Annotated in this window: 28 protein-coding genes; 18 read left to right on the top strand and 10 right to left on the bottom strand. The window is 65.0% G+C overall.

Going from position 1 to position 22,625, the window contains the following annotated elements:
• Positions 1–105: 105 nt before the first annotated feature.
• The 4 genes from aceA to LZ016_RS12060 are packed head-to-tail and all read left to right on the top strand — an operon-like array spanning position 106 to position 4,017.
• Positions 106–1,383: an isocitrate lyase gene (gene aceA / locus LZ016_RS12075; RefSeq protein ID WP_241447717.1), complete on the top strand. Its 1,278-nt coding sequence runs from the start codon at positions 106–108 to the stop codon at positions 1,381–1,383.
• Between the two features lie 10 nt (positions 1,384–1,393).
• Positions 1,394–1,591: a DUF4170 domain-containing protein gene (locus LZ016_RS12070; RefSeq protein ID WP_241447716.1), complete on the top strand. Its 198-nt coding sequence runs from the start codon at positions 1,394–1,396 to the stop codon at positions 1,589–1,591.
• Entirely contained in the window at positions 1,588–3,156 is a 1,569-nt protein-coding gene (gene aceB / locus LZ016_RS12065; protein WP_241447715.1) for a malate synthase A, read from the top strand. Before LZ016_RS12070 ends, aceB begins: the two co-directional genes overlap by 4 nt.
• A gap of 51 nt (positions 3,157–3,207) precedes the next feature.
• The gene (locus tag LZ016_RS12060; protein WP_241447714.1) at positions 3,208–4,017 is read left to right on the top strand and encodes a COG4705 family protein; all 810 of its coding nucleotides are present in this window, start codon (positions 3,208–3,210) and stop codon (positions 4,015–4,017) included.
• A gap of 65 nt (positions 4,018–4,082) precedes the next feature.
• Here LZ016_RS12060 and rplT read toward each other — a convergent pair whose 3' ends face one another.
• The 6 genes from rplT to LZ016_RS12030 form a co-directional block, all read right to left on the bottom strand.
• Positions 4,083–4,454 (bottom strand): 50S ribosomal protein L20, encoded by a 372-nt coding sequence (gene rplT / locus LZ016_RS12055; protein ID WP_241447713.1) that lies wholly within the window; start codon positions 4,452–4,454, stop codon positions 4,083–4,085.
• A 13-nt stretch (positions 4,455–4,467) separates the two neighbouring features.
• Complete coding sequence (rpmI, locus tag LZ016_RS12050; protein WP_126717626.1) at positions 4,468–4,671, bottom strand: 50S ribosomal protein L35; 204 nt, start codon at positions 4,669–4,671, stop codon at positions 4,468–4,470.
• Between the two features lie 137 nt (positions 4,672–4,808).
• Positions 4,809–5,462: an SDR family oxidoreductase gene (locus tag LZ016_RS12045; RefSeq protein WP_241447712.1), complete on the bottom strand. Its 654-nt coding sequence runs from the start codon at positions 5,460–5,462 to the stop codon at positions 4,809–4,811.
• Between the two features lie 30 nt (positions 5,463–5,492).
• Positions 5,493–5,852 carry a cupin domain-containing protein gene (locus tag LZ016_RS12040; protein ID WP_241447711.1) on the bottom strand — a complete coding sequence of 120 codons (360 nt, stop codon included), beginning with the start codon at positions 5,850–5,852 and terminating at the stop codon, positions 5,493–5,495.
• A gap of 11 nt (positions 5,853–5,863) precedes the next feature.
• Complete coding sequence (locus LZ016_RS12035) at positions 5,864–6,448, bottom strand: SOS response-associated peptidase family protein (RefSeq protein ID WP_241447710.1); 585 nt, start codon at positions 6,446–6,448, stop codon at positions 5,864–5,866.
• Between the two features lie 17 nt (positions 6,449–6,465).
• Positions 6,466–7,398, bottom strand: a complete 933-nt coding sequence (locus LZ016_RS12030; RefSeq protein ID WP_241447709.1) for a ribose-phosphate pyrophosphokinase — start codon at positions 7,396–7,398, stop codon at positions 6,466–6,468.
• Positions 7,399–7,492: 94 nt separating this feature from the next.
• Between LZ016_RS12030 and LZ016_RS12025 the strand changes: the two genes are divergently transcribed.
• The 4 genes from LZ016_RS12025 to LZ016_RS12010 all read left to right on the top strand — a co-directional run bounded on the left by LZ016_RS12025 (position 7,493) and on the right by LZ016_RS12010 (position 11,683).
• Positions 7,493–9,169 (top strand): NAD+ synthase, encoded by a 1,677-nt coding sequence (locus tag LZ016_RS12025; protein ID WP_241447708.1) that lies wholly within the window; start codon positions 7,493–7,495, stop codon positions 9,167–9,169.
• A complete protein-coding gene (locus LZ016_RS12020; protein WP_241447707.1) occupies positions 9,166–9,603 on the top strand; it encodes an META domain-containing protein in 438 nt (145 codons plus the stop codon). Before LZ016_RS12025 ends, LZ016_RS12020 begins: the two co-directional genes overlap by 4 nt.
• A gap of 1 nt (position 9,604) precedes the next feature.
• A complete protein-coding gene (gltX, locus tag LZ016_RS12015) occupies positions 9,605–10,921 on the top strand; it encodes a glutamate--tRNA ligase (RefSeq protein ID WP_241447706.1) in 1,317 nt (438 codons plus the stop codon).
• A gap of 90 nt (positions 10,922–11,011) precedes the next feature.
• Positions 11,012–11,683, top strand: a complete 672-nt coding sequence (locus LZ016_RS12010; RefSeq protein WP_241447705.1) for an energy transducer TonB — start codon at positions 11,012–11,014, stop codon at positions 11,681–11,683.
• A gap of 57 nt (positions 11,684–11,740) precedes the next feature.
• On the opposite strand, the gene LZ016_RS12005 is transcribed toward LZ016_RS12010, so the two are convergent.
• The gene (locus LZ016_RS12005; protein ID WP_241447704.1) at positions 11,741–11,995 is read right to left on the bottom strand and encodes a hypothetical protein; all 255 of its coding nucleotides are present in this window, start codon (positions 11,993–11,995) and stop codon (positions 11,741–11,743) included.
• A 342-nt stretch (positions 11,996–12,337) separates the two neighbouring features.
• Here LZ016_RS12005 and LZ016_RS12000 point away from each other — a divergent pair, with 342 nt between their 5' ends.
• From LZ016_RS12000 to ribH, 5 genes are read left to right on the top strand one after another with little or no spacing between them, the layout of a single operon-like run.
• Positions 12,338–12,658, top strand: a complete 321-nt coding sequence (locus LZ016_RS12000) for a hypothetical protein (protein WP_241447703.1) — start codon at positions 12,338–12,340, stop codon at positions 12,656–12,658.
• On the top strand, positions 12,655–13,626 hold the full coding sequence (gene ribD, locus LZ016_RS11995; RefSeq protein ID WP_241447702.1) for a bifunctional diaminohydroxyphosphoribosylaminopyrimidine deaminase/5-amino-6-(5-phosphoribosylamino)uracil reductase RibD: 972 nt from the start codon (positions 12,655–12,657) through the stop codon (positions 13,624–13,626). Before LZ016_RS12000 ends, ribD begins: the two co-directional genes overlap by 4 nt.
• A gap of 9 nt (positions 13,627–13,635) precedes the next feature.
• The gene (locus LZ016_RS11990; protein WP_241447701.1) at positions 13,636–14,241 is read left to right on the top strand and encodes a riboflavin synthase; all 606 of its coding nucleotides are present in this window, start codon (positions 13,636–13,638) and stop codon (positions 14,239–14,241) included.
• 54 nt (positions 14,242–14,295) lie between these two features.
• The gene (ribB, locus tag LZ016_RS11985; RefSeq protein WP_241447700.1) at positions 14,296–15,579 is read left to right on the top strand and encodes a 3,4-dihydroxy-2-butanone-4-phosphate synthase; all 1,284 of its coding nucleotides are present in this window, start codon (positions 14,296–14,298) and stop codon (positions 15,577–15,579) included.
• A 4-nt stretch (positions 15,580–15,583) separates the two neighbouring features.
• Positions 15,584–16,006 (top strand): 6,7-dimethyl-8-ribityllumazine synthase, encoded by a 423-nt coding sequence (gene ribH / locus LZ016_RS11980; RefSeq protein ID WP_241447699.1) that lies wholly within the window; start codon positions 15,584–15,586, stop codon positions 16,004–16,006.
• Here ribH and LZ016_RS11975 read toward each other — a convergent pair.
• Positions 16,003–17,091, bottom strand: a complete 1,089-nt coding sequence (locus LZ016_RS11975; protein ID WP_241447698.1) for an alkene reductase — start codon at positions 17,089–17,091, stop codon at positions 16,003–16,005. The genes ribH and LZ016_RS11975 overlap by 4 nt on opposite strands.
• 161 nt (positions 17,092–17,252) lie before the next feature.
• Here LZ016_RS11975 and LZ016_RS11970 point away from each other — a divergent pair, with 161 nt between their 5' ends.
• Genes LZ016_RS11970 through ssb form a run of 5 tightly spaced genes read left to right on the top strand, consistent with a single transcriptional unit; the run spans position 17,253 to position 21,480 of the window.
• Positions 17,253–18,149: a DMT family transporter gene (locus tag LZ016_RS11970; protein ID WP_241447697.1), complete on the top strand. Its 897-nt coding sequence runs from the start codon at positions 17,253–17,255 to the stop codon at positions 18,147–18,149.
• A 6-nt stretch (positions 18,150–18,155) separates the two neighbouring features.
• Positions 18,156–18,806 carry a COQ9 family protein gene (locus tag LZ016_RS11965; RefSeq protein WP_241447696.1) on the top strand — a complete coding sequence of 217 codons (651 nt, stop codon included), beginning with the start codon at positions 18,156–18,158 and terminating at the stop codon, positions 18,804–18,806.
• Between the two features lie 42 nt (positions 18,807–18,848).
• On the top strand, positions 18,849–19,115 hold the full coding sequence (locus tag LZ016_RS11960) for a FeoA family protein (RefSeq protein WP_241447695.1): 267 nt from the start codon (positions 18,849–18,851) through the stop codon (positions 19,113–19,115).
• Between the two features lie 7 nt (positions 19,116–19,122).
• Complete coding sequence (gene feoB / locus LZ016_RS11955) at positions 19,123–20,970, top strand: ferrous iron transporter B (RefSeq protein WP_241447694.1); 1,848 nt, start codon at positions 19,123–19,125, stop codon at positions 20,968–20,970.
• 27 nt (positions 20,971–20,997) lie between these two features.
• Positions 20,998–21,480 carry a single-stranded DNA-binding protein gene (ssb, locus tag LZ016_RS11950; protein WP_241447693.1) on the top strand — a complete coding sequence of 161 codons (483 nt, stop codon included), beginning with the start codon at positions 20,998–21,000 and terminating at the stop codon, positions 21,478–21,480.
• Here ssb and LZ016_RS11945 read toward each other — a convergent pair.
• Complete coding sequence (locus tag LZ016_RS11945) at positions 21,477–22,004, bottom strand: YceD family protein (protein WP_241447692.1); 528 nt, start codon at positions 22,002–22,004, stop codon at positions 21,477–21,479. The two genes, ssb and LZ016_RS11945, sit on opposite strands and share 4 nt — an antisense overlap.
• Positions 22,001–22,513: a ubiquinol-cytochrome C chaperone family protein gene (locus LZ016_RS11940; protein ID WP_241447691.1), complete on the bottom strand. Its 513-nt coding sequence runs from the start codon at positions 22,511–22,513 to the stop codon at positions 22,001–22,003. The genes LZ016_RS11945 and LZ016_RS11940 overlap by 4 nt, the downstream gene beginning before the upstream one ends.
• Positions 22,514–22,625: the final 112 nt, after the last annotated feature.

Below are 22,625 nucleotides of genomic sequence, written 5' to 3'. Positions count from 1 at the left end.
AATTTACAAAGTACACAAGTCTACTTCTGTCAGCTTAGCCCTTATCTGTGCATCCACTACTGATCGTTCGTGTTTCTCTGCGGGTCCAATCACAGGGGATTCGCAATGTCTGACTTTGGTGTCGTCGTTTCCGCTCCGTCTGGCCGCTTCGATGGAATCGAGCGTCCCTACACTGCCGATGATGTCCTCCGCCTGCGCGGGTCGTTCCCGATCGAGCACACGCTGGCTCGTCGCGGAGCGCTTCGGCTTTGGGAGCTGCTGCAGCAGGACGAGCCCGTCCGCGCTCTCGGCGCGGTCACCGGCAATCAGGCAATGCAGATGGTCCGCGCGGGCCTTCAGGCGATCTACCTGTCCGGCTGGCAGGCCGCTGCGGACGCCAACACCGCCTGCTCCATGTACCCCGACCAGTCGCTCTATCCAGCAAATACGGGCCCAGAGCTGGCCAAGCGCATCAACCGCGCCCTCCAGCGCGCCGACCAGGTCGAGCACTCGGAAGGCGGCGCCAAACGCGACTGGTTCGCGCCGATCGTTGCCGATGCGGAAGCCGGCTTCGGTGGGCCGCTGAACTGCTTCGAGATCATGAAGGCCTACATCGAGGCGGGCGTCGCCGGCGTGCACTTCGAGGACCAGCTCGCTTCGGAAAAGAAGTGCGGACATCTCGGCGGCAAGGTTCTGATCCCGACACAGGCAGCGGTCCGCAACCTGGATGCTGCTCGCCTGGCCGCCGACGTCTGCGGCGTCCCGACGATCCTCGTCGCCCGCACCGACGCGGAGAGCGCCAAGCTCATCACCTCGGATGTTGACGAGCGCGACCGGCAATTCCTGACCGGCGAACGGACTCCCGAGGGCTTCTTCCGCCTGAAGGACGGCACCGGCCTTGATCATTGCATCTCGCGCGGCCTCGCATTCGCGTCCCACGCCGACCTCATCTGGTTCGAGACCAGCCATCCGAATCTTGAAGAGGCGCGCCTCTTCGCCGCGACCATCCATGCTCACTTCCCGGGCAAGCTGCTTGCCTACAATTGCTCGCCCAGCTTCAACTGGCGGGCCAAGCTCGACGAGCAGACCATCGCCAACTTCCAGCGCGAGCTGGGCGAGATGGGCTACAAGTTCCAGTTCGTCACCTTGGCGGGCTTCCACAGCCTCAACCACGGGATGTTCGAGTTGGCGACCGGCTACCGCGACCGCGGCATGGCGGCTTATTCCGAGCTTCAGCAGGCCGAGTTCGCAAGCGAAGCGAAGGGCTACACGGCGACCCGCCACCAGCGCGAAGTCGGCACCGGCTATTTCGACGCCGTCGCGACTGCCATCTCGGGCGGCCAGTCGTCGACCGTCGCACTGAAGGAATCCACCGAAGCCGCCCAGTTCGTCGCGGCCGAGTAAGGAGGACAGCATGGCACAGCGTTTTTGGGTGATCGGCGGCGACTACAGCGACTGCCGGTTCAAGGACATCACTCCGGGCACCGAAACGATGCACGGCCCCTATGACGACGAAGTGAAGGCGCGAACCGAATGGCAGCGTCTCACTTTCCGGGATCATTGTGGGGCGACAACGCGCTATTCGATCTGTGTGGAGCCGAATCGCGCATGAATTCAGTCATAGACCGGCCGCGGATCGTGGCCGAGCCCAGCCGAGTGCCGGGGGCGGGCGCAGTACTCACCCCGGACGCTCTCGACCTCGTGGCGGAGCTGCACGAGAGGTTCGACGGCCGCCGCCGCGAACTGCTCGACAAGCGCCTCGAGCGGCAGGAGCGTTTTGACGCCGGGGAGCTCCCGGATTTCCGCGACGATACGCGCGACATTCGCGAGGCCGAATGGACCGTGGGAAGCATCCCTGCCGATCTTCAGGACCGGCGCGTTGAGATTACCGGGCCGACCAATGCGAAGATGGTGATCAACGCCCTCAATTCGGGCGCGCGCGTCTTCATGGCCGACTTCGAGGACGCGACGTCGCCGACCTGGGACGAGCTCGTCACCGGACAGGCGAACCTCAAGGCCTATTGGCTTGGGCGGCTGGGCTTCACCGACCCCGACAGCGGCAAGGCCTATGAGGTTGGAGAAAATCCGGCGGTTCTGATGGTCCGGCCGCGCGGACTTCACCTGCCGGAAGACCATGTCACCGTCGATTACGAGCCGGTCGCGGGCGCGTTCTTCGATTTCGCGCTTTACGTCTGGCACAATGCGCGGGCCGCGCTGACGCAGGGCTCGGGCCCGTACTTCTATATTCCCAAGCTGGAGAGTGCGGAGGAAGCGGCGCTGTGGAGCGATATCTTCGCGCTCGCGGAAAACCGACTTCGGCTGGAGCGGGGGACGATCAAGGCGACGATCCTGATCGAGACCATCCCGGCGGCGTTCGAGATGGACGAGATTCTCTACGCCCTACGTGAGAACATCGTCGGCCTGAACTGCGGCCGCTGGGACTATATCTTCTCGACCATCAAGCGGCTCGGCCGCCACGCGGGCCGCTTGACCCCTGATCGCTCGGCGATGACGATGGATAAGGCCTTCCTCGCGGCCTATTCGCTGCGGCTGATCGACACCTGCCACCGCCGCGGCGCATTCGCGATGGGCGGCATGTCGGCCTTCATTCCCGTGAAGGGTGATGAGAACGCGAACCGAGCCGCGATGGACAAGGTGCGGGCAGACAAGCTGCGCGAGGTGACTAACGGCCATGACGGGACCTGGGTCGCGCATCCGGGGCTGGTACCGATCGCCCTGGAGGCTTTCGAAGCGATGCCGGGTCCGAACCAGCTGTCCAAGCGGCCGGAGCATGTTCCGGGCCGTGAGGAGATGCTGGAACTGCACAAGGGCCCACGCACGGAGCATGGCGCTCGCGAGAATATCCGGGTCGGCGTCCAATATCTCGCCGCTTGGCTCGGCGGAAAGGGGGCGGTGCCGCTCTACAATTTGATGGAAGATGCGGCGACGGCGGAGATCAGCCGCGCGCAGCTGTGGCAGTGGCTGCATTTCGAAGCGCCGCTCGACGACGGCCGCAAATTTACGCGAGAGCTGTTCGACGCGCTGTACGACGAAGAGATCGGCCTGCTGCAGGAAGTGCCCGACATCGCCGACGCATCCGAACTGTTCCGCGAAATGGTCGTCTCAGACGACTTTACGGAGTTCCTGACACTGCCGGCCTACGAGCGGCTCGACTAAAACTCGCTGCCTTGGCTAGGATCGACGCGTCCGAGTGACGCGAGGCTGAGGATGGACGATCGGCAATTGCGGCAAGAAGCCCTCTCCAAAGTCCCCGCAATCACGCTGGGCTTCTGGATCATCAAGATCCTCGCCACGACCCTCGGAGAAACCGCGGGTGACACGGTAACGATGACGTGGCTGGGCGAAACCACGCCGCACCCTGTCCCCAACGGCTATCTCATTGGCACGGCGATCTTCGGTGTATTGTTGATCGTGCTCGTCGCTGCGCAGATCAGGGCGCGCGCCTTCAACCCATGGCTATATTGGGCAACGATCGCGGCCTCCACGACGGCTGGTACGACGCTGGCCGACTTTGCCGATCGGGCCCTGGGCGTCGGTTATCCGGGCGGCTCCTTGATCCTGCTGGCGCTCGTTCTGGCCTCCCTGTTCTTCTGGCATCGATCGCTCGGGACTGTGGACGTTAATACGGTCGCAACACCAAAGGCCGAGGCCTTCTACTGGCTGACGATCACCTTTTCCCAGACATTGGGCACCGCGCTCGGCGATTGGATCGCGGATGCGGGACTTGGATATTCGGGTGGCGCAATGGTGTTCGGCGCCATGCTGGTATTAACCGCGGCGCTGTACTTCTGGACGAACATCTCCCGCGTCTTCCTGTTCTGGGCTGCGTTCATTCTTACGCGGCCCCTTGGTGCCACGGTTGGCGATTTCCTGGACAAGCCGATCAGCAACGGTGGCCTCCAACTGAGCCGTCCGATCGCATCGCTTGCATTGGCCGTGGCGATCATCGCGCTGATCGTCCTGCTGCCACAGCGGGCGGGCCGACATCCCGGCGAAGAAGGGCCTTTGCCGGCCTAGACGCAAAGAAAAGGGCGCCGGAACCGAAGCTCCGACGCCCTTCCTTGTTCTTCAGCGTGTGAGGGCTAGGCCGCGGCCTTTCCCTCGAGCGCCTTCTTCGCCTGGGCGATGATGCCGCTGAACGCTTCGCCTTCGTGCATCGCGATGTCTGCCAGGACCTTCCGGTCGAGGTCGATGTTCGCAAGCTTGAGCGCGTGGATGAACTGCCCGTAGGTCAGGCCTTCCGCGCGGACCGCAGCGTTGATGCGCTGGATCCAGAGGGCGCGGAAGCTCCGCTTCTTCACCTTGCGGTCGCGGTAGGCGTACTGGCCTGCCTTTTCGACAGCCTGGCGGGCGATGCGGATCGTGTTCTTGCGACGGCCGTAATAGCCCTTCGCATTGTCGAGGATCCTTTTGTGCTTTGCGCGCGTGGTAACGCCGCGCTTGACGCGTGCCATATCCCGCTACTCCTTACTTGAGGCCGTAGGGCGCCCAGAGCTTCACGCGCGCCGTATCGGCGTCGGCGAGAACTTCGGTGCCGCGGTTCTGGCGGATGTACTTGGCGTTGTGGCTGATCAGCCGGTGGCGCTTGCCAGCGACCCCGTGCTTGATCTTGCCGGTCGCCGTGAGCTTGAAGCGCTTTTTCACGCCGCTCTTGGTCTTCAGCTTGGGCATTTCGTCTCCTTTGCGCCCCGAGGGACGCGACATGATCCAACCGCCACGGCATGCCTTTTGGCCGGGCCATTGGTTTTCCAATGATCTGGAAAGCGCGGGCCTATAGAGGCGGCGGCGCCTCAAGGCAAGTCAGAGGACTACCAGGGAACCGTCGCGCCATCGTAGGCGAAGAAGCCTCCGGATTGCTCCGGGCGCGGCCCTTCAATGACCTTGCGCATGCCGGCGATGCTCTCTTCCGGCTGAAGCGGAGCGGACGACCCGCCCATGCGGGTCTGCACCCATCCCGGATGGAGCACGACGCAGGTCACGCCGGGATTGTCGATCGCGAGGCTGCGCCAAGCGGAGTTGAGCGCCGACTTGGATGAGCGATAGGCGATGAAGCCGCCGGAGTCATTGTCCTCGATGCTCCCCATGCGGGTGCTGACGGCGATCAGCTTGCCGCCGGCCTTGTTGACCGCGGGGAGAACGGACTGGGCTAGCAGGAACGGCGCGATCGTGTTGACGACGAACGTCTCTTCCCAGGCGCGTGCCGCTTCCGCGTCGCGGACCTGTTGCGGACCGTAGGTCCCGGCGTTGGCGATCAGCAGGTCGAGGCTGTCGAAGCGCTTCCCGAATTCCGCGACCGCATCGAGGTCGCTCATCTCCAGCGTCTCGACCTCGACGCCCAGTGCGTCGAGCTCCGGACTGGATTCCCGGGCGGTGGCGGTGATCTGCCAGCCGGCCTCCTTGTACTGGCGGACGAATTCGAGGCCGAGGCCGCGATTGGCTCCGGTGATCAGGACGTGTGGCATGGCCCCACAACGCGGCTCCATCGAAAAGGGTCAGTCGTGCGCGTAGCTCTCGGCGCCGAGGAAGTGCAGCGAGACGTACGGCTCGTCGCCGACGACCCAGCTGTCGTGTCCCGGCGGGATGTAGAAGACGTCCCCGGCGCGCATTTCGATGACCTCGCCATCGTCCATGGCGGCGGTTGCCGAGCCGGACACGACCATTCCGACATGCTCGATGTGACATGACGCCTGGCCGAGCTGGTCGCCAACGTGGACCGACCATCGCCAGCCCGGCTGATAGGTCGCGCGGCCGATGGTCATTCCGCCGAGAGTTACCAGCTCGAACTTGCCGAGCGGGAATTCGCGGACCTCGTCGGGCTGCTCGAAGCGCTTGAGGATGACGTCCGTGTGCATCGGCTCCTCCGTCAGGCCGCGGCGGCGACCGCTAGCTCTCCCGCTTCCGCCGGCTGCAGCATTTCTTTCGAGCTGATCGATCCGTCGAGCCACGCCCGCCACTTGGTCAGGCCGAGCAAGGCGATCTGGCGGTTGTGATACGGCTGTATGTCCGGTCCCGGCGGAACGGTCAGCAGCGTGAACGCCTCGCCGAACTGCGGGTCGTTGCGCGTCACGCCGGCGATGGCGAAGGGCTGCTCGTTCGACGGCCGGAAGAGCCAGCAATCCTTGCGCTTCTGCCTGGCGTCGGCAGGAGTAGTGAATTCGTAGAAGCTGTCGGCCATGACCAGGCAGCGGTCCCGGGAGAATTCGCGCCCGTCCGAGCGCATGTTGAAGACCGGCTTGCCGCCCGGCGCGGGCCAGGACCAGCGGCGCTCGACGAGCTCCGCTACGCCACGGTCGCGGTTGAACCGGACGATCGGGGCGCGATCGGTGATCCGGACGTCGCGCGGCTCGAAGTTCGGAATGCCTTCCGGAAACTCCAAGGTCATTTCGATCTCGGCGAACAGCCGCCGGATGGCGTCCGGGTTCTTTTCGAGACGGTAGAGGTTGCACACCGTCCGGGACGCCTCGCCTAGTCGAACAGGCTCGAAACCGAGCTTTCGTCGGCGATGCGGCGGACCGCTTCCGCCAGCAGCGGCGCGATCGTCAGGCGACGGATCTTGCCGTCTTCGTCGGGCTCGCCGCTCCAGATGGAATCGGTGACCACCAGCTCCTTGAGCTCCGACGCCGCCACGCGGGCTGCTGCTCCGCCCGAAAGAACGCCGTGCGTGCAATAGGCGAAGACTTCCTCGGCGCCTTGCTGCCTCAGCGCGGCGGCGGCGTTGCAGAGCGTGCCTGCCGAATCGACGATGTCGTCGACGAGGATGCAGGTGCGTCCGTCGACGTCGCCGATGATGTTCATCACTTCGGATTCACCGGCCCGCTCGCGGCGCTTGTCGACGATGGCCAGCGGAGCATTGTCGAGCCGCTTGGCGAGGCCGCGCGCGCGAACCACGCCGCCGACGTCCGGAGACACGATCATCAGATTCTTGTTCGACAGCCGCGCCTGGATGTCGGCGGCGATCACCGGAGCGGCGAAGAGGTTGTCGGTCGGAATGTCGAAGAAGCCCTGGATCTGCCCCGCGTGCAGGTCGACCGACAGGACGCGGTTCGCTCCCGCGGTGGTGATCAGGTTCGCTACCAGCTTCGCCGAGATCGGCGTGCGTGGTCCCGGCTTCCGGTCCTGTCGAGCATAGCCGAAATAGGGGACGACGGCCGTGATCCGCTTAGCCGACGCGCGGCGCAGCGCATCGATGCAGATCAGCAGCTCCATCAAATTGTCGTTGGCCGGATAGCTCGTCGTCTGGAGGACGAAGACGTCCTCGCCGCGCACGTTCTCGTTGATCTCGACGAAGACTTCCTCGTCGGCGAAGCGGCGGACGCTCGCCTCCGTCAGCGGGATCTCGAGATAATCGGCAATGGACTTGGCAAGCGGCGGATTGCTGTTGCCCGCAAGCAGTTTCATCTCGGCTCCCCGGGTCGACGTTTGAGCAGCCTTAGCGAGCGAGTCACGTTCCCGTAAAGGTTGCCGAAGACCGTTCGCGCGCTAAATCGCCAGCATGACCGACCGGCTCGTGATCGCCCTTGCCCAGATGAACCAGCGCGTTGGCGATCTTGCCTGCAATGCCGCGGCAATCCTCGAGATGCGCGAGAAGGCGGCCGGCGCGGACTTGCTGATGGTGCCGGAGCTGCAGCTGACGGGCTATCCGCCGGAGGACCTGGTGCTGAAGCCGGAGTTCGTTCGGCGGACGATGGAGGCGGCGGAACGGCTGATCGACGCGACCGCGACGCCCGGCCCTGCTCTGCTGTTCGGCTCGATCCACAATGAGGACGGCCTCAACTACAACGTGATGATCCTCGCCGAGGGCGGCCGGATGATCGCCCGGACGCTCAAGCGCGAGCTTCCGAACTACGGCACGTTCGACGAGAAGCGTGTGTTTACCTCGGGCCCGTTGCCGGAGCCGATCGAGTTCCGCGGCGTGAAGATCGGTGTGCCGATTTGCGAGGACATCTGGCAGGACGTCGTCTGCTCCCACCTCGCCGATGCGGGCGCGGAGTTCCTGCTCGTGCCGAATGGCAGCCCGTACGAACTCGACAAGGACGACAAGCGCGCACTGCTCGTGCGGTCGCGCGTCACGATGACCGGCCTCCCGCTCGCTTATCTCAATCGCGTGGGCGGCCAGGACGAGCTGGTGTTCGACGGCTCCTCCTTCATCATGCACGCCGACGGCGAGCGCGTGGTGCAGTTCTGCGACTGGGAGGAGGAGCTGCTTCTGACCGAGTGGCAGCGCGGCCCCCAGGGTTGGCTCTGCAGGACCCGCGCCGAGCATCAGCTCGATCCTTTCCCGGAGGATGTCTATCGCGCGATGGTCGTCGGCTTGCGCGACTATGTGACTCGCAACGGCTTTCCGGGGGTGATCCTCGGTCTCTCGGGAGGGATCGACAGCGCGCTCTCCGCAGCGATCGCGGTCGATGCGCTTGGGGCGGACAAGGTCTGGTGCGTCATGCTTCCGTCGAAGTACACGTCGGAGGAGAGTTTGGCCGACGCGCGCGAGTGCGCGGAACTGCTCGGATGTCGTCATGACGTCATTTCCATCGCACCCGGAGTGGCCGCTTTCGACGAGGCGCTGAAGGAGGCTTTCGCGGGAACGACGCCTGGTCTTGCGGAGGAGAATCTGCAGGCGCGGCTGCGCATGGTCGCGCTCATGGCCCTGTCGAACAAGTTCGGGCCGATGCTGCTTACGACCGGGAACAAGAGCGAAATGAGCGTGGGCTATGCAACGCTCTATGGCGACATGTCCGGCGGCTACAATGTGCTCAAGGACGCCTACAAGACGACCGTGTTTGCCTTGTCGCGCTGGCGCAACCGCAACAAACCCGAGGGCGCCTTGGGTCCGGACGGTCCGGTCATGCCGGCGAACGTGATCACCAAGCCGCCGTCGGCCGAGCTGCGCCCCGATCAGAAGGACGAGGACAGCCTGCCGCCCTACTCCGACCTCGACCGCATCCTGGAAGGGCTGATCGACAAGGAGATGTCGGTGCGCGAGGTGGCGAACGCCACGGGCGAGCCGCTCGAACTGGTCGCGAAGATGGAGCAGCTGGTGCTCAAGGCAGAGTACAAGCGCCGCCAGGCGCCACCGGGCGTGAAGATCGGCGTGCGCAACTTCGGCCGCGACCGGCGTTACCCCATCAGCAACTTCTTCCACACCGGACCCGAGGTGGAGCTTCCGCGATGAAACAACTGACGATGATCGCCACCCTGTTGGTCGCGGCGTGCTCGCCGTCGGCGAACGAGCCGGCTGCCAACCAGACCGAAAAGCCCGCTGCCAGGGAGAAGCCGGCAGACGTGCCATCGCTGGCGGGTGAGTGGAGCGTGACCGCGTTGGGCGGAAAGCCACTGCAGCAGGTCTTCCCGATGACCGCGAGCATCACCGCCGACAAAGCCACGGTGCATTCGGAATGCGTGACCTTTGCCTGGAGCTACACGCAGGACGGCAACATCGTCGCGTTCAGCCCGATGTCGACGGGGCATTGCGGCCGCAACCAGACCACGAACGAGAATGAGATCGAGCGGGCGCTGAAGGGAGCGAACATCGCTCTTTTCTCAAAGGAGGGGCGTGAAGTTCAGCTATCCGGCAACGGCGGCACCGCAACCCTGACCCGGCGTTAGAATGAGCGTCGTCACTCGCTTTGCACCCTCGCCGACAGGGCGCCTGCACGTCGGGAATATCCGCACGGCGCTGCACAACTTCCTCTTTGCCCGGAAGAACGGCGGCAAGTTCCTGCTGCGCATCGACGACACCGACCGCGAACGCAGCCGGGAGGAATTCGTGGAGGCCATTCGCGACGATCTCACATGGCTCGGGCTGCTGTGGGATTCGGAAGTTCGGCAGTCGCAGCGTTTCGACAACTACGAACGCCAGTTCGATCGCCTGAAGTCGGCCGGGCGGGTCTATGCCTGCTACGAGACCCCCGAGGAGCTTGAGTTGCGTCGCAAGGTGCTTCTCGGACGCGGCCTGCCGCCAGTCTACGAGCGGAAGGCTGCCGACGCTCCCGTGCCGGAAGGCCGCCAGGCGCATTGGCGCTTCAAGCTCGACCATGACGCGCCGATCGAGTGGAACGACCTTATTCGCGGCCCGCAGCGGTTCGATCCGAAGCTGCTGTCCGACCCCGTTGTCCGCCGTGAGGATGGCAGCTGGCTGTATTTGCTCCCCAGCGTGATCGACGATGTCGACCTTGGCATCACGCACATCGTTCGCGGCGAGGACCACGTCACGAACAGCGCGGCGCAGATCCAGATGTTCGAGGCGCTGGGCGCGAAGCCGCCGCACTTTGCGCACGAGGCGTTGCTGGTTGCTGCCGAGGGCAAGCTCTCGAAGCGCCTGGGCTCCTACGGCGCTGAGCATCTGCGGGAGGAAGGCGTCGAGCCGCTGGCGATGCTGGATGTGCTCGGCCGCATCGGCACCTCGCAGCCGGTTGAGCCCCTGAAGCTCGAGGAGTTGGTGGACGGGTTCGACTTTGCTCACTTCGGGCGAGCACCCGCGCATTTCGACCCGCACGACGTGGAGCTGATCAACGCACGCCTGCTGCATCGGCTGGAGCATTCGGCTGTCGCTGACAGATTGCCTGCCGCCGCGAGGGAGGAGGACTGGATCCTCCTGAGGCCGAACCTCGAACGGCTGTCCGACTTCAGCGACTGGTTCGACGTGCTGCACGGGGATGTCGAAGTGCCGGAGCTCGCGCACGACGAGCGGCTCATGATGAAAGATGCTGCCAGCATCGCGGAGGGCCTCGACTGGGCTGCCGAGCCATGGAAGGCGCTCACCGGCGAGCTGAAGACCGTCAGCGGCCGCAAGGGCCGCGAGCTGTTCCATCCGTTACGCCTCGCGCTCACCGGCCGCGACAGCGGTCCGGAGATGGCCGGTCTTGTCGCCCGTATGGGCAAGGACCGCGCGATCCAGAGGCTGAAGGCCGCCGCCAAGCGCTAATCGCTGCCGCCGCTAAGGGCTGATGCAATTCCTCTTGCTCGAAAAATGTAATGATGTAACATTGCATGATCGCAGAGAAGGAGAGCCGGTATGCCCGTCTACGCTCCCACCCCAGGTTTCGGCGACCAGCGCCGTCACCCTCGCGCACTCATGCTGATCGTTGGAGTTCACGCGGCGGCGATCGTCGCCCTGATGACGGCGAAGATGGATCTTCCGATCAGGATCAAGAACCCGCCGACCGTCATCGACTTCTGGCCGGAACCCCTCCCGCCGCCGCCGGAGCCGATCCCGCAGCCTTCGACGCCCAAGACCGAAAACCCCAAGTCCACTATCGACCAGCCCAAGACGGTCATCAGCACCCCGACGCAAGACGACCGGCCCACGACCGACACGACTCCAATCCCGCCGGACTTCGGCAAAGTGACGGGAAGCGGGACCGACGCGGGCCCGCCCTACGTTCCTCCGCCGCCGCTCCCAGTTGTCGTCACAGCGCGCTTCGCCACGCCAGACTGGCTGGTGAAGCCGCCTTACCCGGACGACAAACGGCGGCTGGAAGAAGAGGCCTTGCTGAAGCTTCGTCTGACTATCGACGAGCACGGTCGGGTCGTGGCCGTCGATCCGGTCGGCCGCGTAGATCCCTCATTCCTGGCCTCGGCGCGGAAGCATCTCATCGCGCACTGGAAGTACAAACCTGCCACCGAGGATGGACGTCCGGTGGCCTCGACCACCGTCATCACGCTGCGCTTTCAGCTGGACGGCTGAGGCGAAAGAAAGGGCGCGGGCCGTTGCCGGTCCGCGCCCTCAGCGAAGTTGAAAAGCTTACTGAGCGTTCGTCGCGTTGTCCGCGGCAGCCGTATTCGCGTCGACGGCATTCTCGGTCGACTCGTTGCCCACCGTGGCATTCGCATCGACCGCGTTCACGTCGACCGCGTTGAGGTCGGTGGCGTTGACGTCGAGGTTCTCCGTCTCGAGCGAGAGGTTTTCCGTGGCGACGTTCTCTTCGGCCTTGTTCCCCCCGCAGGCGGTCAGCGCCGCTACGGCGATCGCAACGCCTACGATCCGAAATGACTTCATTGTGCTTCCTTCCTCCGCATTGATTTGCTGAATTCCCCCGCTCCCTGATCTTCGGATTGGCCCCGGCATTGCTGCCGGGGCCTTAGGGAGTTTCGCCGGATCAAGACCGACGCACAGATGAGAAGAATCTCCTCAAGAGCGCGCGTGCTCCAGAAACCGGACGCCGTCCAAATCCCACTCTGCACCGTGAACTTGCAAGTGGTCGGATCCAAAAAGCGCCGAACTTGCTGCGGACGGTGCTGTTAGAGCAATAATTTTCTCAAATCCGGCCGGAGGGCGCCAGCATTGTACCTTCTGGGCGCTCCCTAGCACTGGCACGATGCAGCGCTTACATTCGTCCACATGGGATGGTTTCCTAAGCCGGTTGGACCGCGAGAGGCCTTCAGCGACCTGCGCGCCTTCATGCGCCAGCGCAGCCGTGAGCAGGTGATTGGCGCGCTGCTCGCCGTCCTCGTGACGACCATTATCGTCATCGAGTTCCTGGTCGATTCGAAGATCAACACCGCGCCCCCGCCGCAGGTCGTCTACGCGGAGAGTTGGTCGGCCGACCGCACGGACGCGGAGATCATCGCCGATCAGAAGAAAGACCAGGCGAAGCGCGACGCCTACGCCAAAGAAAAGCAACGGCAATTCCAGAAGCTGGAAAAGCAGCTCGGAATGTGAGCGCTGACCGGCGCTTCATAGCCGAAGCGGTGCGGCTCGGCGAAGCCGCTCGCGGGCGAAGCGCGCCCAATCCGAACGTCGGCTGCGTGATCGTCTCCGCAGATGGCGGGGTGGTCGGGCGAGGAGCAACGGCGGCTGGCGGCCGGCCACACGCCGAGGCGGCTGCGCTAGAACAGGCCGGGAGGAAGGCCACCGGAGCCACGGTGTACGTGACGCTGGAGCCCTGTACACACCAGAGCTCTCGTGGCCCTGCCTGCACGGACCTCCTGCTGAAGGCCAAGCCCGCGCGCGTTGTCGTTGGAATGAAGGACCCCGACCCGCGCACGTCCGGAAAAGGGATCATGCGACTTCGCGACGCGGGCATCGACGTGAAGGTGGGCGTGGGTCGAAGGGCCGCCGAGGAATCGCTGTCCGGTTGGCTGACGCGGCTGAAGCTCGGCCGCCCGCGCATCACGCTGAAGCTGGCCCTGTCGATCGACGGCAAGATCGCGCTCCCCTCCGGCGAGAGCAAATGGATCACCGGGGAAGATGCGCGCGCGCATGTGCATCTGGAGAGGGCGCATTCCGACATGATCCTCGTCGGCCGCGGCACCTACCAAGCCGATGCGCCGCGCCTGGACGTCCGCCTTCCGGGGCTCGAAGACTGGTCGCCGCGCCGGGCTCTGCTGACGCACGGCGAGGCGGTCGACGGATGGGAAATCCTGCAATCTCCGCAGGATGTGTACCGACTTCATGACGTCAACGATCTGCTCGTCGAAGGGGGATCGGCGACCGCGACGGCATTCCTGGCGGCCGATCTGGTCGACCGGATCCTGATCTATCGCGCGCCGATCATCGTCGGCGAGGGCAAGTCCAGTTTCGGCTATGTCGGCCTCGACGCCATCGCGGACGCGCACGGTCTTTGGGCGCCCAGCGACGGCAGGCGCCTCGGCGTCGACCGTCTCGAAGTTTACGAGCGGGTGCGCTAGGGCGCGGCCATGTTCACAGGCATCGTCACCGACGTCGGGGTAGTGATCAGCGCGGAGCAGCGCGGCGATCTGCGGCTCCAGATCCGCACCGGCTACGACCTCTCCACAGTCGATCTTGGCGCATCCATCTCCTGCTCGGGCGTCTGCCTGACCGTCGTCGACAAGGGCCCGGACTGGTTCGCGGTCGATGTTTCCGCAGAGACGGTCTCACGGACCGCTGCCGACATGTGGAAGCAGGGTGCGCGCCTGAACCTCGAGCGGCCGCTGCGCATGGGCGACGAGCTCGGCGGTCATATCGTCACCGGTCATGTCGACAGCGTCGGTGAAGTCATCGGCGTGTGCCCCGAAGGTGATTCCCGCAAGATCGGCATCCGCGTCGGGCGCGACCTGGCGCCGGCGATCGCGCAGAAGGGCTCGATCTCGCTCGATGGCGTGTCGCTGACAGTGAACGAAGTTCGCGATGCCGAGGATGGGACTCACTTCTCCGTCAACATCATCCCGCACACGGTGCATGAGACCACGCTCGGCGCGCTCGCACCGGGCAAACAGCTGAATGTCGAGATCGACGTGATCGCCCGCTATCTCGATCGGATGATTGCGGCCCGCGCACAATAGGAACACGCCTGTTCCTCCTTTTTATCACACTCGAGTGTGATATATGCCCGCTCCATGAGCACGAATCTTATGGATCGGCTGAATGCCATCATCGAAACCGGCGAGGTCAGTCGCGCCGCTTTGGCCCGCGCTGCCGGCCTTCACCCCAATTCGCTGCGCAAGCTGGGCTCGACGGAATGGAATCCCACGGCCGATACGCTGATGCGGCTGGAAAAGCTCATCCAGCGCGGCAACAACGAAGTGCTGGTCGGCGCCGAGGCGATCATCAACGAGGCCCGCAACGGCCGCATGTTCATCCTCGTCGACGATGAAGACCGCGAGAACGAGGGCGACCTCGTCATTCCCGCGCAGATGGCGACTCCGGAGACGATCAACTTCATGGCCCGCCACGGCCGCGGCCTCATCTGCCTCGCGCTGACGAAGGAACGCGCCGACGCGCTCGGCCTGCAGCCGATGGTGAACAACAACCGCAGCCGCAACGAGACCGCCTTCACCGTTTCCATCGAGGCACGCGAGGGCATTTCGACGGGCATCAGCGCTGCCGATCGCGCGCGAACCATCGCCGTCGCCATCGACGCCTCGCATGGAGCGGACTCGATCGTCTCTCCAGGCCACGTCTTCCCGCTCGTGGCGCGTCCCGGCGGCGTTCTGGTCCGTGCGGGTCACACCGAGGCTGCGGTCGACATCTCCCGTCTGGCCGGTCTCAACAGCAGTGGCGTGATCTGCGAGATCATGCGCGACGACGGCACCATGGCGCGCCTCGACGACCTCATGGACTTCGCGCGCCAGCACAATCTCAAGATCGGCACGATCCGCGATCTCATCGCCTACCGTCTGAAGAAGGACCACATGGTCGAGCGCTCGGCCTCGACCGCGTTCAAGGCGAAGAGCGGCGCCGAGTGGCAGGCGCAGGTCTTCCGCGACAAGGCGACCGGCGAGGAGCAGCTCGCACTCGTCCACGGTGCGCTCGACCCGACCAAGCCGGTGCTCGTGCGCATGCACAGCCTCGACCTGTTCGCCGACGTCCTCGGCGAGGCCGGCCCGCGTTCGGGCCAGCTCCAGGGCGCCATGCACATGATCGAGCAGCAGGGTTCAGGCTTGATCGTCGCGCTGCACGCCGCTGCGCCGGGTTCGCTCTCACGCTCCGCCGATCTGCGCTCGGGCAAGCCGCCCGAAGGCGGGCACGAGCTTCGAAGCTACGGTATCGGTGCGCAGATCCTGGCCGCGCTCGGAGTGCACCAGATGATCTTGCTCACGAACACGCACCAGTCGCCTGTGGCGCTCGCGGGGTACGGGCTGGAGATCGTCGAGGAACGCGCCATCGAGCGGCAGGCCTGACGTCATGGCGACCATCCTGATTGTCGAGGCGCGCTTCTATCCGCAGCTCAACGACATGCTCCTTGAAGGCGCGCGGGCAGCCATCGAAGCCGCGGGTCACAAGCACGAGACGATTACCGTCCCCGGTGCCCTGGAGCTTCCCGCGGCGATTGCGCTGGCCGCAAAGAGCGGGCGCTTCTGCGCCTTCGTGGCCTTGGGCGTGGTGATCCGCGGTGAGACCTATCACTTCGAGATCGTGTCGGAGGAAAGCGCACGCGCGCTGATGGACCTGACCGTCGACGGCTTCGCCATCGGCAATGGCGTGCTCACCGTCGAGAATGAGGAGCAGGCGATCGTCCGCGCCGATCCCAAGCAGGGCGACAAGGGCGGCCACGCTGCGCGCGCCGCCCTTTCGCTTTACGACCTTCGCGAGAAGTACGGGGCCTAGGCGGCCTTCGCTTCCTGTAGTGCCGGGTAGTCTACATAGCCTTCGGTTCCGCCGGCATAGAATGTGCCGACGTCTCCTGGCGCCAGCGGCGCGCCAATGGCGATGCGGTGCACGAGGTCCGGATTGGAGATGAAGGGTCGACCAAAGCTAATCCCGTCGGCGATGCCCTCCGCCATCCGCGCGTGCGCACTTGGGCCGTCATAGTCGCTGTTGACCAGGATCTTGCCCGAATAGATCGCGCGGATCGCCGGGCTGACGGGCGCGGTCGGGATCGCGCCCGCGGACGTCGGCTGATGCGCCTCGCGGAGCTCGATCCACGGCACCTTCAGTTCTTCAAGCCGCTGCGCCAATGCGGTGAACAATGCGATCGGATCGCTGTCTTCGACGCCCTGGACGTAGATGTTCGGGGAGAAGCGGATCCCGACGCGGTCCATCCCGATCGCGTCGCCAACCGCCTTCAGCACCTCGGTGACGAAGCGAAGCCGGTTCTCGATCGAGCCGCCATATTCGTCGGTGCGGAAGTTGGCTCCGTCGCGGAGGAATTGGTCGACGAGATAGCCGTTGGCGCCGTGGATCTGGACGCCGTCGAATCCGGCGCGGATCGCGTTGCGTGCTGCGGTGACATAGTCGCCGATGATCCGCTGGATGTCCTCGCGAGTGGCTTCGCGCGCTTCGACGTAGAGCTTCTTGCCCTCGTAAGTGTGCGCAAAGTCAGGCGCAGTCGTTGCTGAAGAGCTGACGGGCTGACCGCCACCGAGATCGGGGTGGACCAGACGGCCCATGTGCCAGAGCTGCGCGACGATGCGTCCGCCGTTGTGGTGGACGGCCCCGGTCACGAGCTTCCAGCCATCGACCTGCTCGTCGTTCCACAGACCCGGAGCGTTCGGCCATCCGAGACCTTCGCGGCTAATGCCGGTCGCTTCGGAAATGATCAGGCCCGCGCTGGCTCGCTGCGCGTAATAAGCTGCCATCAAATCGTTCGGCACGCCTTCGCGGCCTGAACGGGCGCGCGTCAGCGGCGCCATCGCAATTCTGTTGGGGAGGTCGAGCGCACCAAGCTCGAGTGGATCGAACAAACCAGCCATTTGAGTCCTTCCAATGCGACGCTCCCCAGCGCCAGCCGCGCAAATAGGTTTGGGCCGTTCGCTTTCAATTCAAATCGGCCTCGACAGCCATAAGCCTGATTTATCGAGCGGCGCTGCGCTTCGGGGTTTCAAGCTTCGTGCGCAGGCCCTAGGCGCGGCCAGTGGCTCGCCCGAAGCATCATCATCCGTTCGCCTTTCCGGCCCTGTTCGTCGGCAGCAGCGCGCTCGCGCTCGGCCCATGGTTCGTTCGCCTCGCGGGCGTCGGCCCGGTCGCGGCGGGGTTCTGGCGGCTAGCGCTGGCGCTGCCCTTCCTTTTCGCAATCGCGCGCTTCGCAGGGCAGCCCGTGCATTGGCCGGGCAAGGCGCTCGGCATCGTCATCGCCTTCGCCGCCTTCTTCTTCGCAGCGGACCTCGCCGCCTGGCACGTCGGCATCCACATGACGAAGCTCGGCAATGCGACTTTGTTCGGCAATGTCGCCAGTTTCGCTTTCGCGGGGTGGGGGCTCTGGCTGGCGCGAAGCTGGCCGTCGCCCATCCAGGCGGCCGCGCTCATCCTGGCTGCGCTCGGGGCCATCCTGCTGATGAGCAGCAGCGCCGAGCTGTCTGCCCGCAACCTCCATGGCGACCTGCTCGCCCTCTCTGCGGGCCTGCTCTACGCCGGCTATCTCATCTCGGTCGAACGCGCCCGCGAGAAGCTGGCGCCATTGCCACTGCTCTTCCTGTCGAGCGCGATGGGCGCGGTCATGCTGCTGCCCTTCTCCATCCTGCTGGGCGAGAAGATCATCCCCGACGATTGGACCTTCGCGGTGATTCTGGCGATTAGCAGTCAAGTCATCGGCCAGGGGCTGCTCGTCTATGCGATCGGAGGGCTGTCGCCGCTGGTCGTCGGACTGACCTTGCTGACTCAGCCCGCCATCTCAGCTTTCGTCGGCTGGGCAGTGTATGGCGAGACACTGCAGCCGCTCGATTGGATCGGCGCCTTCGCCATTGCGGCGGCCCTGATCCTCGTGCGCTTGCCAGCCAGGGACTTGAAACCCGCGACGGAGGGCGCGAGTTGAGTGCCCATGGACGACCAGCCGAGTCACCTTGAGCAGATCCGGCGCCAGATCGCCTTGCCGATCGGCGAGAATGCGGTGTTCGACGGCTGGACCGCTGCAGCGGTCGACGCGGCAGCGAACCAGCTGGGCATCGATCCCGGTCAGGCGAAGCTCGCGGTGCCGAAGGATCAGGCGAGCAAGATCGACCTCTACATCCGCGGCGTCGACCGCGCCCTGGAAGACTGGTTCACGCCCGAGCGCCTCGACGGCCTGAAGATCCGCGAGAAAATCCGCGCCATCGTCTGGAAGCGTCTGGAGATCATGGAACCCGCACGCGAAGCTGTTCGACGTGCGTTGTCCGTCCTGGCCATGCCGCAGAATGCGCCGACGGGGCTCAAGACCGGCTGGCGCACGGCGGACGTCATGTGGCGGATCGCCGGCGACACCAGCACCGACTACAATCACTACACCAAGCGGCTCATGCTTGGCGGAGTCTATGCGTCGACTTTGCTCGTGTGGCTCGACGATCAAACTCCGGGCTTTGCCGAGACGTCCAGTTTCCTCGATCGCCGCATCGACGACGTGATGAAGATCGAGAAGCTGAAGCACGAATGGAGCGGACAGGAGCATTTCAGCGTCAGCCGCTTCCTCGGCCGCCTGCGCTACCCCGCGCGCTAGTTCACTTTCCAAAGTGCGCCGTTATTGATAATCACTTGCAAGATGACCGCGCACTTCAAACCGGAGTCGGTTTCGCTCGACCAGCTTAAGGTCGGCACGCGCGCGTCCATTGTGTCCATCGACTGGACGTTGCTCGAAGAGAGCGAGGCGTGCCGTCTCCGCAATTTCGGCTTCGATGAGGGCGTGACGGTCGAGCCGCTCCACCTTGGCCCGTTCGGCCGCGACCCTTTGGCAATTCGCGTCGGGCGCATGACCGTCGCGATCCGCCGCACCCACGCCCGCGCCGTCCGCGTGATCCCGACCGCATAGGCCCGGCATGACACCCCTTCCGCTGGTTGCAGTCGCCGGCAACCCGAATGCCGGCAAGAGCGCGCTGTTCAACGCACTTACGGGCGCGCGTCAGAAGGTCGGCAACTACCCCGGCGTCACCGTCGAGCGGAAATCCGGGCGGCTCGTGCTCGCCGACGGCCGTCCGGTCGAGATGGTCGACCTTCCCGGCAGCTACAGCCTCGAACCGGGAAGCCCAGACGAAGCGGTGACGCGCGACGTGCTTCTCGGCCGACAGAAGGGCGAGCGTGCGCCGGATGCGCTAGTCATCGTCGTCGACGCCTCCAATCTCGATAACCATCTGCGTTTCGCACTGCAGCTGATCGAGCTCGGCCTGCCGACGATCGTCGCTCTGAACATGGTCGACCTTGCCAAGCGCGACGGGCTGGAGCTCGATGCGAAGGTGCTCGAGGCGGAACTTGGCGTTCCGGTGATCGAGACCGTCGCCGTCCGCCGCCGCGGCATTGCCGAGCTGCAGGCGGCGCTCGACGACATGCTGTCTTCGCCGCGTTGCGGAGTGCACGAGCATGCGCCGTCGGACCTGGTCCGCCTGCAGCGCAGGGCACGCGACATCGCCAAGGCGGCTGTGCTTCGCGAAAGCCCCGTCCGCCTGTGGACCCACCGGCTAGATTCCGTTCTTCTGCATCCGGTCGTGGGGCCGCTGATCCTCGCGGCCGTCCTCTTCGTCATGTTCCAGGCCGTCTTCGCCTGGAGCGAAGTGCCTGTTAGCTGGATCGAAAGCTTCGTCGCGTGGGTCGGCCAAGGGGTGACGGACCTGCTCCCTGACGGGCTGCTCCGATCGCTGCTCGTCGACGGCGTGCTCGGTGGGGTCGGGGCGGTAATCGTTTTCCTGCCGCAGATCCTGATCCTGTTCCTCTTCATCCTATTGCTCGAAGCGAGCGGCTACATGGTCCGCGCCGCCTTCCTGATGGACAAGCTGATGCACGGCGCGGGGCTGTCGGGACGTGCCTTTATTCCGCTGCTGTCGAGCTTCGCATGCGCGGTGCCGGGCATCATGGCCACGCGCACCATCGACAATCCCAAGGACCGCCTGACCACCATCCTGGTCGCGCCGCTGATGACCTGCTCGGCGCGGCTTCCCGTCTACACCTTGATCATCGCGGCGTTCATTCCCGATCGCAGCGTCGGCTACGGCATCGGCCTGCAGGGATTGGTGATGTTCGGCCTCTACATCGCCGGCGTGTCCGGAGCGCTCCTCGCGTCGCTGGCTTTGCGCCGGACGATTACGCGCGGTGGCGGCGGCGCATTCATGATGGAGCTGCCGAAATACCAGATGCCGCTGCTGAAGGACGTGGTCATCGGCCTCTATCAGCGTGCGGTCATCTTCCTGAAGCGCGCCGGCACGATCATCCTTGGAACAACGGTCCTGCTGTGGGCTCTCGCGAGCTTCCCGCAGGCGAAGCCGGGACAAAGCCAGGTAGAAGCCTCGATCGCCGGTCACATCGGCGACGGCATCTACCAGGTCGTGAAGCCGATCGGATTCAACCGCGATATCTCGCTTGCGCTGCTGCCGGCCATGGCGGCACGTGAGGTCGCCGTCAGCGCAATCGGGACCGTCTATTCGATCGATTCCGGCGACGACGCCTCCGCCAACGTCGCGCTCGAGGACAAGCTGCGCGGCCGCTGGTCGCTGGCGACCGCGCTGGCCTTCCTCGCCTGGTTCGTGTTCGCGCCACAGTGCATCTCGACGATCGCAGTCACCCGCCGCGAGACGAACGGTTGGAAGTGGCCGCTCTTCATGGTGAGCTACCTTTTCGTGCTCGCCTATGTCGCGGCGGGCGCAACCTACTGGACGGCGGTCGCGCTCGGTTTATAGCTGGCCTCCAGAATCAAGGAGGTCGAAATGGCGGGCGTGAACAAGGTGATCCTGGTCGGCAATCTCGGCGCGGATCCGGAGGCCCGTTCGCTCAACAACGGCGGCGAAGTCGTGAACATGCGCATCGCTACGTCGGAGCAGTGGAAGGACCGCGACGGCAACCGCCAGGAGCGTACCGAGTGGCACAATGTCGTGATCTTCAACGAGAACCTGGGCCGCGTCGCGAAGAGCTACCTGCGCAAGGGTTCGAAGGTCTACCTCGAAGGCCAGCTCCAGACCCGCAAGTGGACCGACCAGTCGGGCAACGACAAGTACACGACCGAGGTCGTCCTCCAGCGCTTCCGCGGTGAACTCGTGCTGCTCGACGGCCGCGAGGGCGGCGGTGGCGGCGGGGGCCGCGACTTCGGGGCCGGCGAGGATTTCGGCGGCGGCGGTCAGCCGCAGCAGCGCCAGCAGCGCCCGCAACCGGCGGCGTTCGACAGCGACCTGGACGACGACGTCCCCTTCTAGGGCTGGTCGGAGTCGCTCCGCTTCAGCTTGGCGAGCGCAGCAAACGGACCAGCCTGTTCTTCGGTGAGCACGCCCGCTTCCTTTAGAGTCGCTTCTGCGCCCGCGCTGCGCGGATAGGGATCGAGGCTCAGCGCCAAAGTATCGGCAATCGCCTCGCCAAGATCGATCGTAGCGCCGTCGTGGAAGACGACGTCACAGTCCGATTCCGCCAGCTCCACTTCCTCGTCGGGCGTCGACTGTGTCGGCTCGGGCAGGAAGTAGATGTCGAACGGTTCGTCGATATGCGCTTCGACGGGATCGCCGGTGACGACACAGCTTTGCGAAAGGCTGGCCTTGAGCCGCCCACGCACGCGCACGATCTCGCCCTTCACGTCCAGCGCGGCATGGGCGTTCATGCAATCGAGTGCCGGAAGTCCCAACCGCTCTGCGATTCGCCCGCGCTCGCCTTCGTCGGCAGACAGATCGATGCGTTCGCCGTCGCGAATCTGGTTGAGCGGGAGGCGGTGCGCAAAATCGTCGCTCATGCAGTCCTCCCTTCGGCCAGCTGCTCAACGCTCGACTCGCTGAGACGCCTCCACAGGTCTCGAAGCGCGTTCTCGTCATGCGCCACGGCGCGCGCGCCGACCGTCTCGTCGAGATCGAGACTGAGTTGAACTTCGTCGCCCCAGTCCTTCTGACCGATGACACTGCGCCATCGTTCGACCCGTGCTCCGACCGAACCGACGAGCCTCCGAACCTGCTTGCCGAGCGTCGGGTCGCCTACGCCCATCTCGCGAATCTCGGTGTCGAGCGACTCCACGAGGCGCTCCGTCAGCGCGACCGTGGCCTCTGCGCCTTCCGGCCCCGCGCTCTCGAGGCGAACGGTGATCAGCGCCACGATGGTGGCGAGCACGGCGAATCGTCCGTTCACGGTGTCGGGCACGCCACCTTCGAGGAACCAGTGCGTCGGCCGGGCCTCGGTCACTGCGAGGTTGAACAGCGCCTGCCCGCGCTGGGGCTCGCCCGTTAATCTTGCGAACAGGCGGCGAAACATAGGACTCCTCATTCGATTGCGGTTCGGGCACTTGGGCTTGCGCCTCCTGGGGCGCCCCGCATATTGAGGCGCGGTCGCCTTCGCGCAAGCGATGCGGCTCGAAGGGAAGAAG

Source organism: Sphingomonas telluris (genome assembly GCF_022568775.1).
In the GTDB taxonomy this organism is placed as follows: Bacteria; Pseudomonadota; Alphaproteobacteria; order Sphingomonadales; family Sphingomonadaceae; genus Sphingomicrobium; species Sphingomicrobium telluris.
This window is presented reverse-complemented; position numbering and strand designations above follow the sequence as displayed.

Coding starts and splice junctions, on each gene's coding strand:
- aceA (WP_241447717.1), top strand. CDS start 106: ATGTCTGACTTTGGTGTCGTCGTTTCCGCTCCGTCTGGCCGCTTCGAT.
- LZ016_RS12070 (WP_241447716.1), top strand. CDS start 1,394: ATGGCACAGCGTTTTTGGGTGATCGGCGGCGACTACAGCGACTGCCGG.
- aceB (WP_241447715.1), top strand. CDS start 1,588: ATGAATTCAGTCATAGACCGGCCGCGGATCGTGGCCGAGCCCAGCCGA.
- LZ016_RS12060 (WP_241447714.1), top strand. CDS start 3,208: ATGGACGATCGGCAATTGCGGCAAGAAGCCCTCTCCAAAGTCCCCGCA.
- rplT (WP_241447713.1), bottom strand. CDS start 4,454: ATGGCACGCGTCAAGCGCGGCGTTACCACGCGCGCAAAGCACAAAAGG.
- rpmI (WP_126717626.1), bottom strand. CDS start 4,671: ATGCCCAAGCTGAAGACCAAGAGCGGCGTGAAAAAGCGCTTCAAGCTC.
- LZ016_RS12045 (WP_241447712.1), bottom strand. CDS start 5,462: ATGCCACACGTCCTGATCACCGGAGCCAATCGCGGCCTCGGCCTCGAA.
- LZ016_RS12040 (WP_241447711.1), bottom strand. CDS start 5,852: ATGCACACGGACGTCATCCTCAAGCGCTTCGAGCAGCCCGACGAGGTC.
- LZ016_RS12030 (WP_241447709.1), bottom strand. CDS start 7,398: ATGAAACTGCTTGCGGGCAACAGCAATCCGCCGCTTGCCAAGTCCATT.
- LZ016_RS12025 (WP_241447708.1), top strand. CDS start 7,493: ATGACCGACCGGCTCGTGATCGCCCTTGCCCAGATGAACCAGCGCGTT.
- LZ016_RS12020 (WP_241447707.1), top strand. CDS start 9,166: ATGAAACAACTGACGATGATCGCCACCCTGTTGGTCGCGGCGTGCTCG.
- gltX (WP_241447706.1), top strand. CDS start 9,605: ATGAGCGTCGTCACTCGCTTTGCACCCTCGCCGACAGGGCGCCTGCAC.
- LZ016_RS12010 (WP_241447705.1), top strand. CDS start 11,012: ATGCCCGTCTACGCTCCCACCCCAGGTTTCGGCGACCAGCGCCGTCAC.
- LZ016_RS12005 (WP_241447704.1), bottom strand. CDS start 11,995: ATGAAGTCATTTCGGATCGTAGGCGTTGCGATCGCCGTAGCGGCGCTG.
- LZ016_RS12000 (WP_241447703.1), top strand. CDS start 12,338: ATGGGATGGTTTCCTAAGCCGGTTGGACCGCGAGAGGCCTTCAGCGAC.
- LZ016_RS11990 (WP_241447701.1), top strand. CDS start 13,636: ATGTTCACAGGCATCGTCACCGACGTCGGGGTAGTGATCAGCGCGGAG.
- ribB (WP_241447700.1), top strand. CDS start 14,296: ATGAGCACGAATCTTATGGATCGGCTGAATGCCATCATCGAAACCGGC.
- ribH (WP_241447699.1), top strand. CDS start 15,584: ATGGCGACCATCCTGATTGTCGAGGCGCGCTTCTATCCGCAGCTCAAC.
- LZ016_RS11975 (WP_241447698.1), bottom strand. CDS start 17,091: ATGGCTGGTTTGTTCGATCCACTCGAGCTTGGTGCGCTCGACCTCCCC.
- LZ016_RS11965 (WP_241447696.1), top strand. CDS start 18,156: ATGGACGACCAGCCGAGTCACCTTGAGCAGATCCGGCGCCAGATCGCC.
- LZ016_RS11960 (WP_241447695.1), top strand. CDS start 18,849: ATGACCGCGCACTTCAAACCGGAGTCGGTTTCGCTCGACCAGCTTAAG.
- feoB (WP_241447694.1), top strand. CDS start 19,123: ATGACACCCCTTCCGCTGGTTGCAGTCGCCGGCAACCCGAATGCCGGC.
- ssb (WP_241447693.1), top strand. CDS start 20,998: ATGGCGGGCGTGAACAAGGTGATCCTGGTCGGCAATCTCGGCGCGGAT.
- LZ016_RS11945 (WP_241447692.1), bottom strand. CDS start 22,004: ATGAGCGACGATTTTGCGCACCGCCTCCCGCTCAACCAGATTCGCGAC.
- LZ016_RS11940 (WP_241447691.1), bottom strand. CDS start 22,513: ATGTTTCGCCGCCTGTTCGCAAGATTAACGGGCGAGCCCCAGCGCGGG.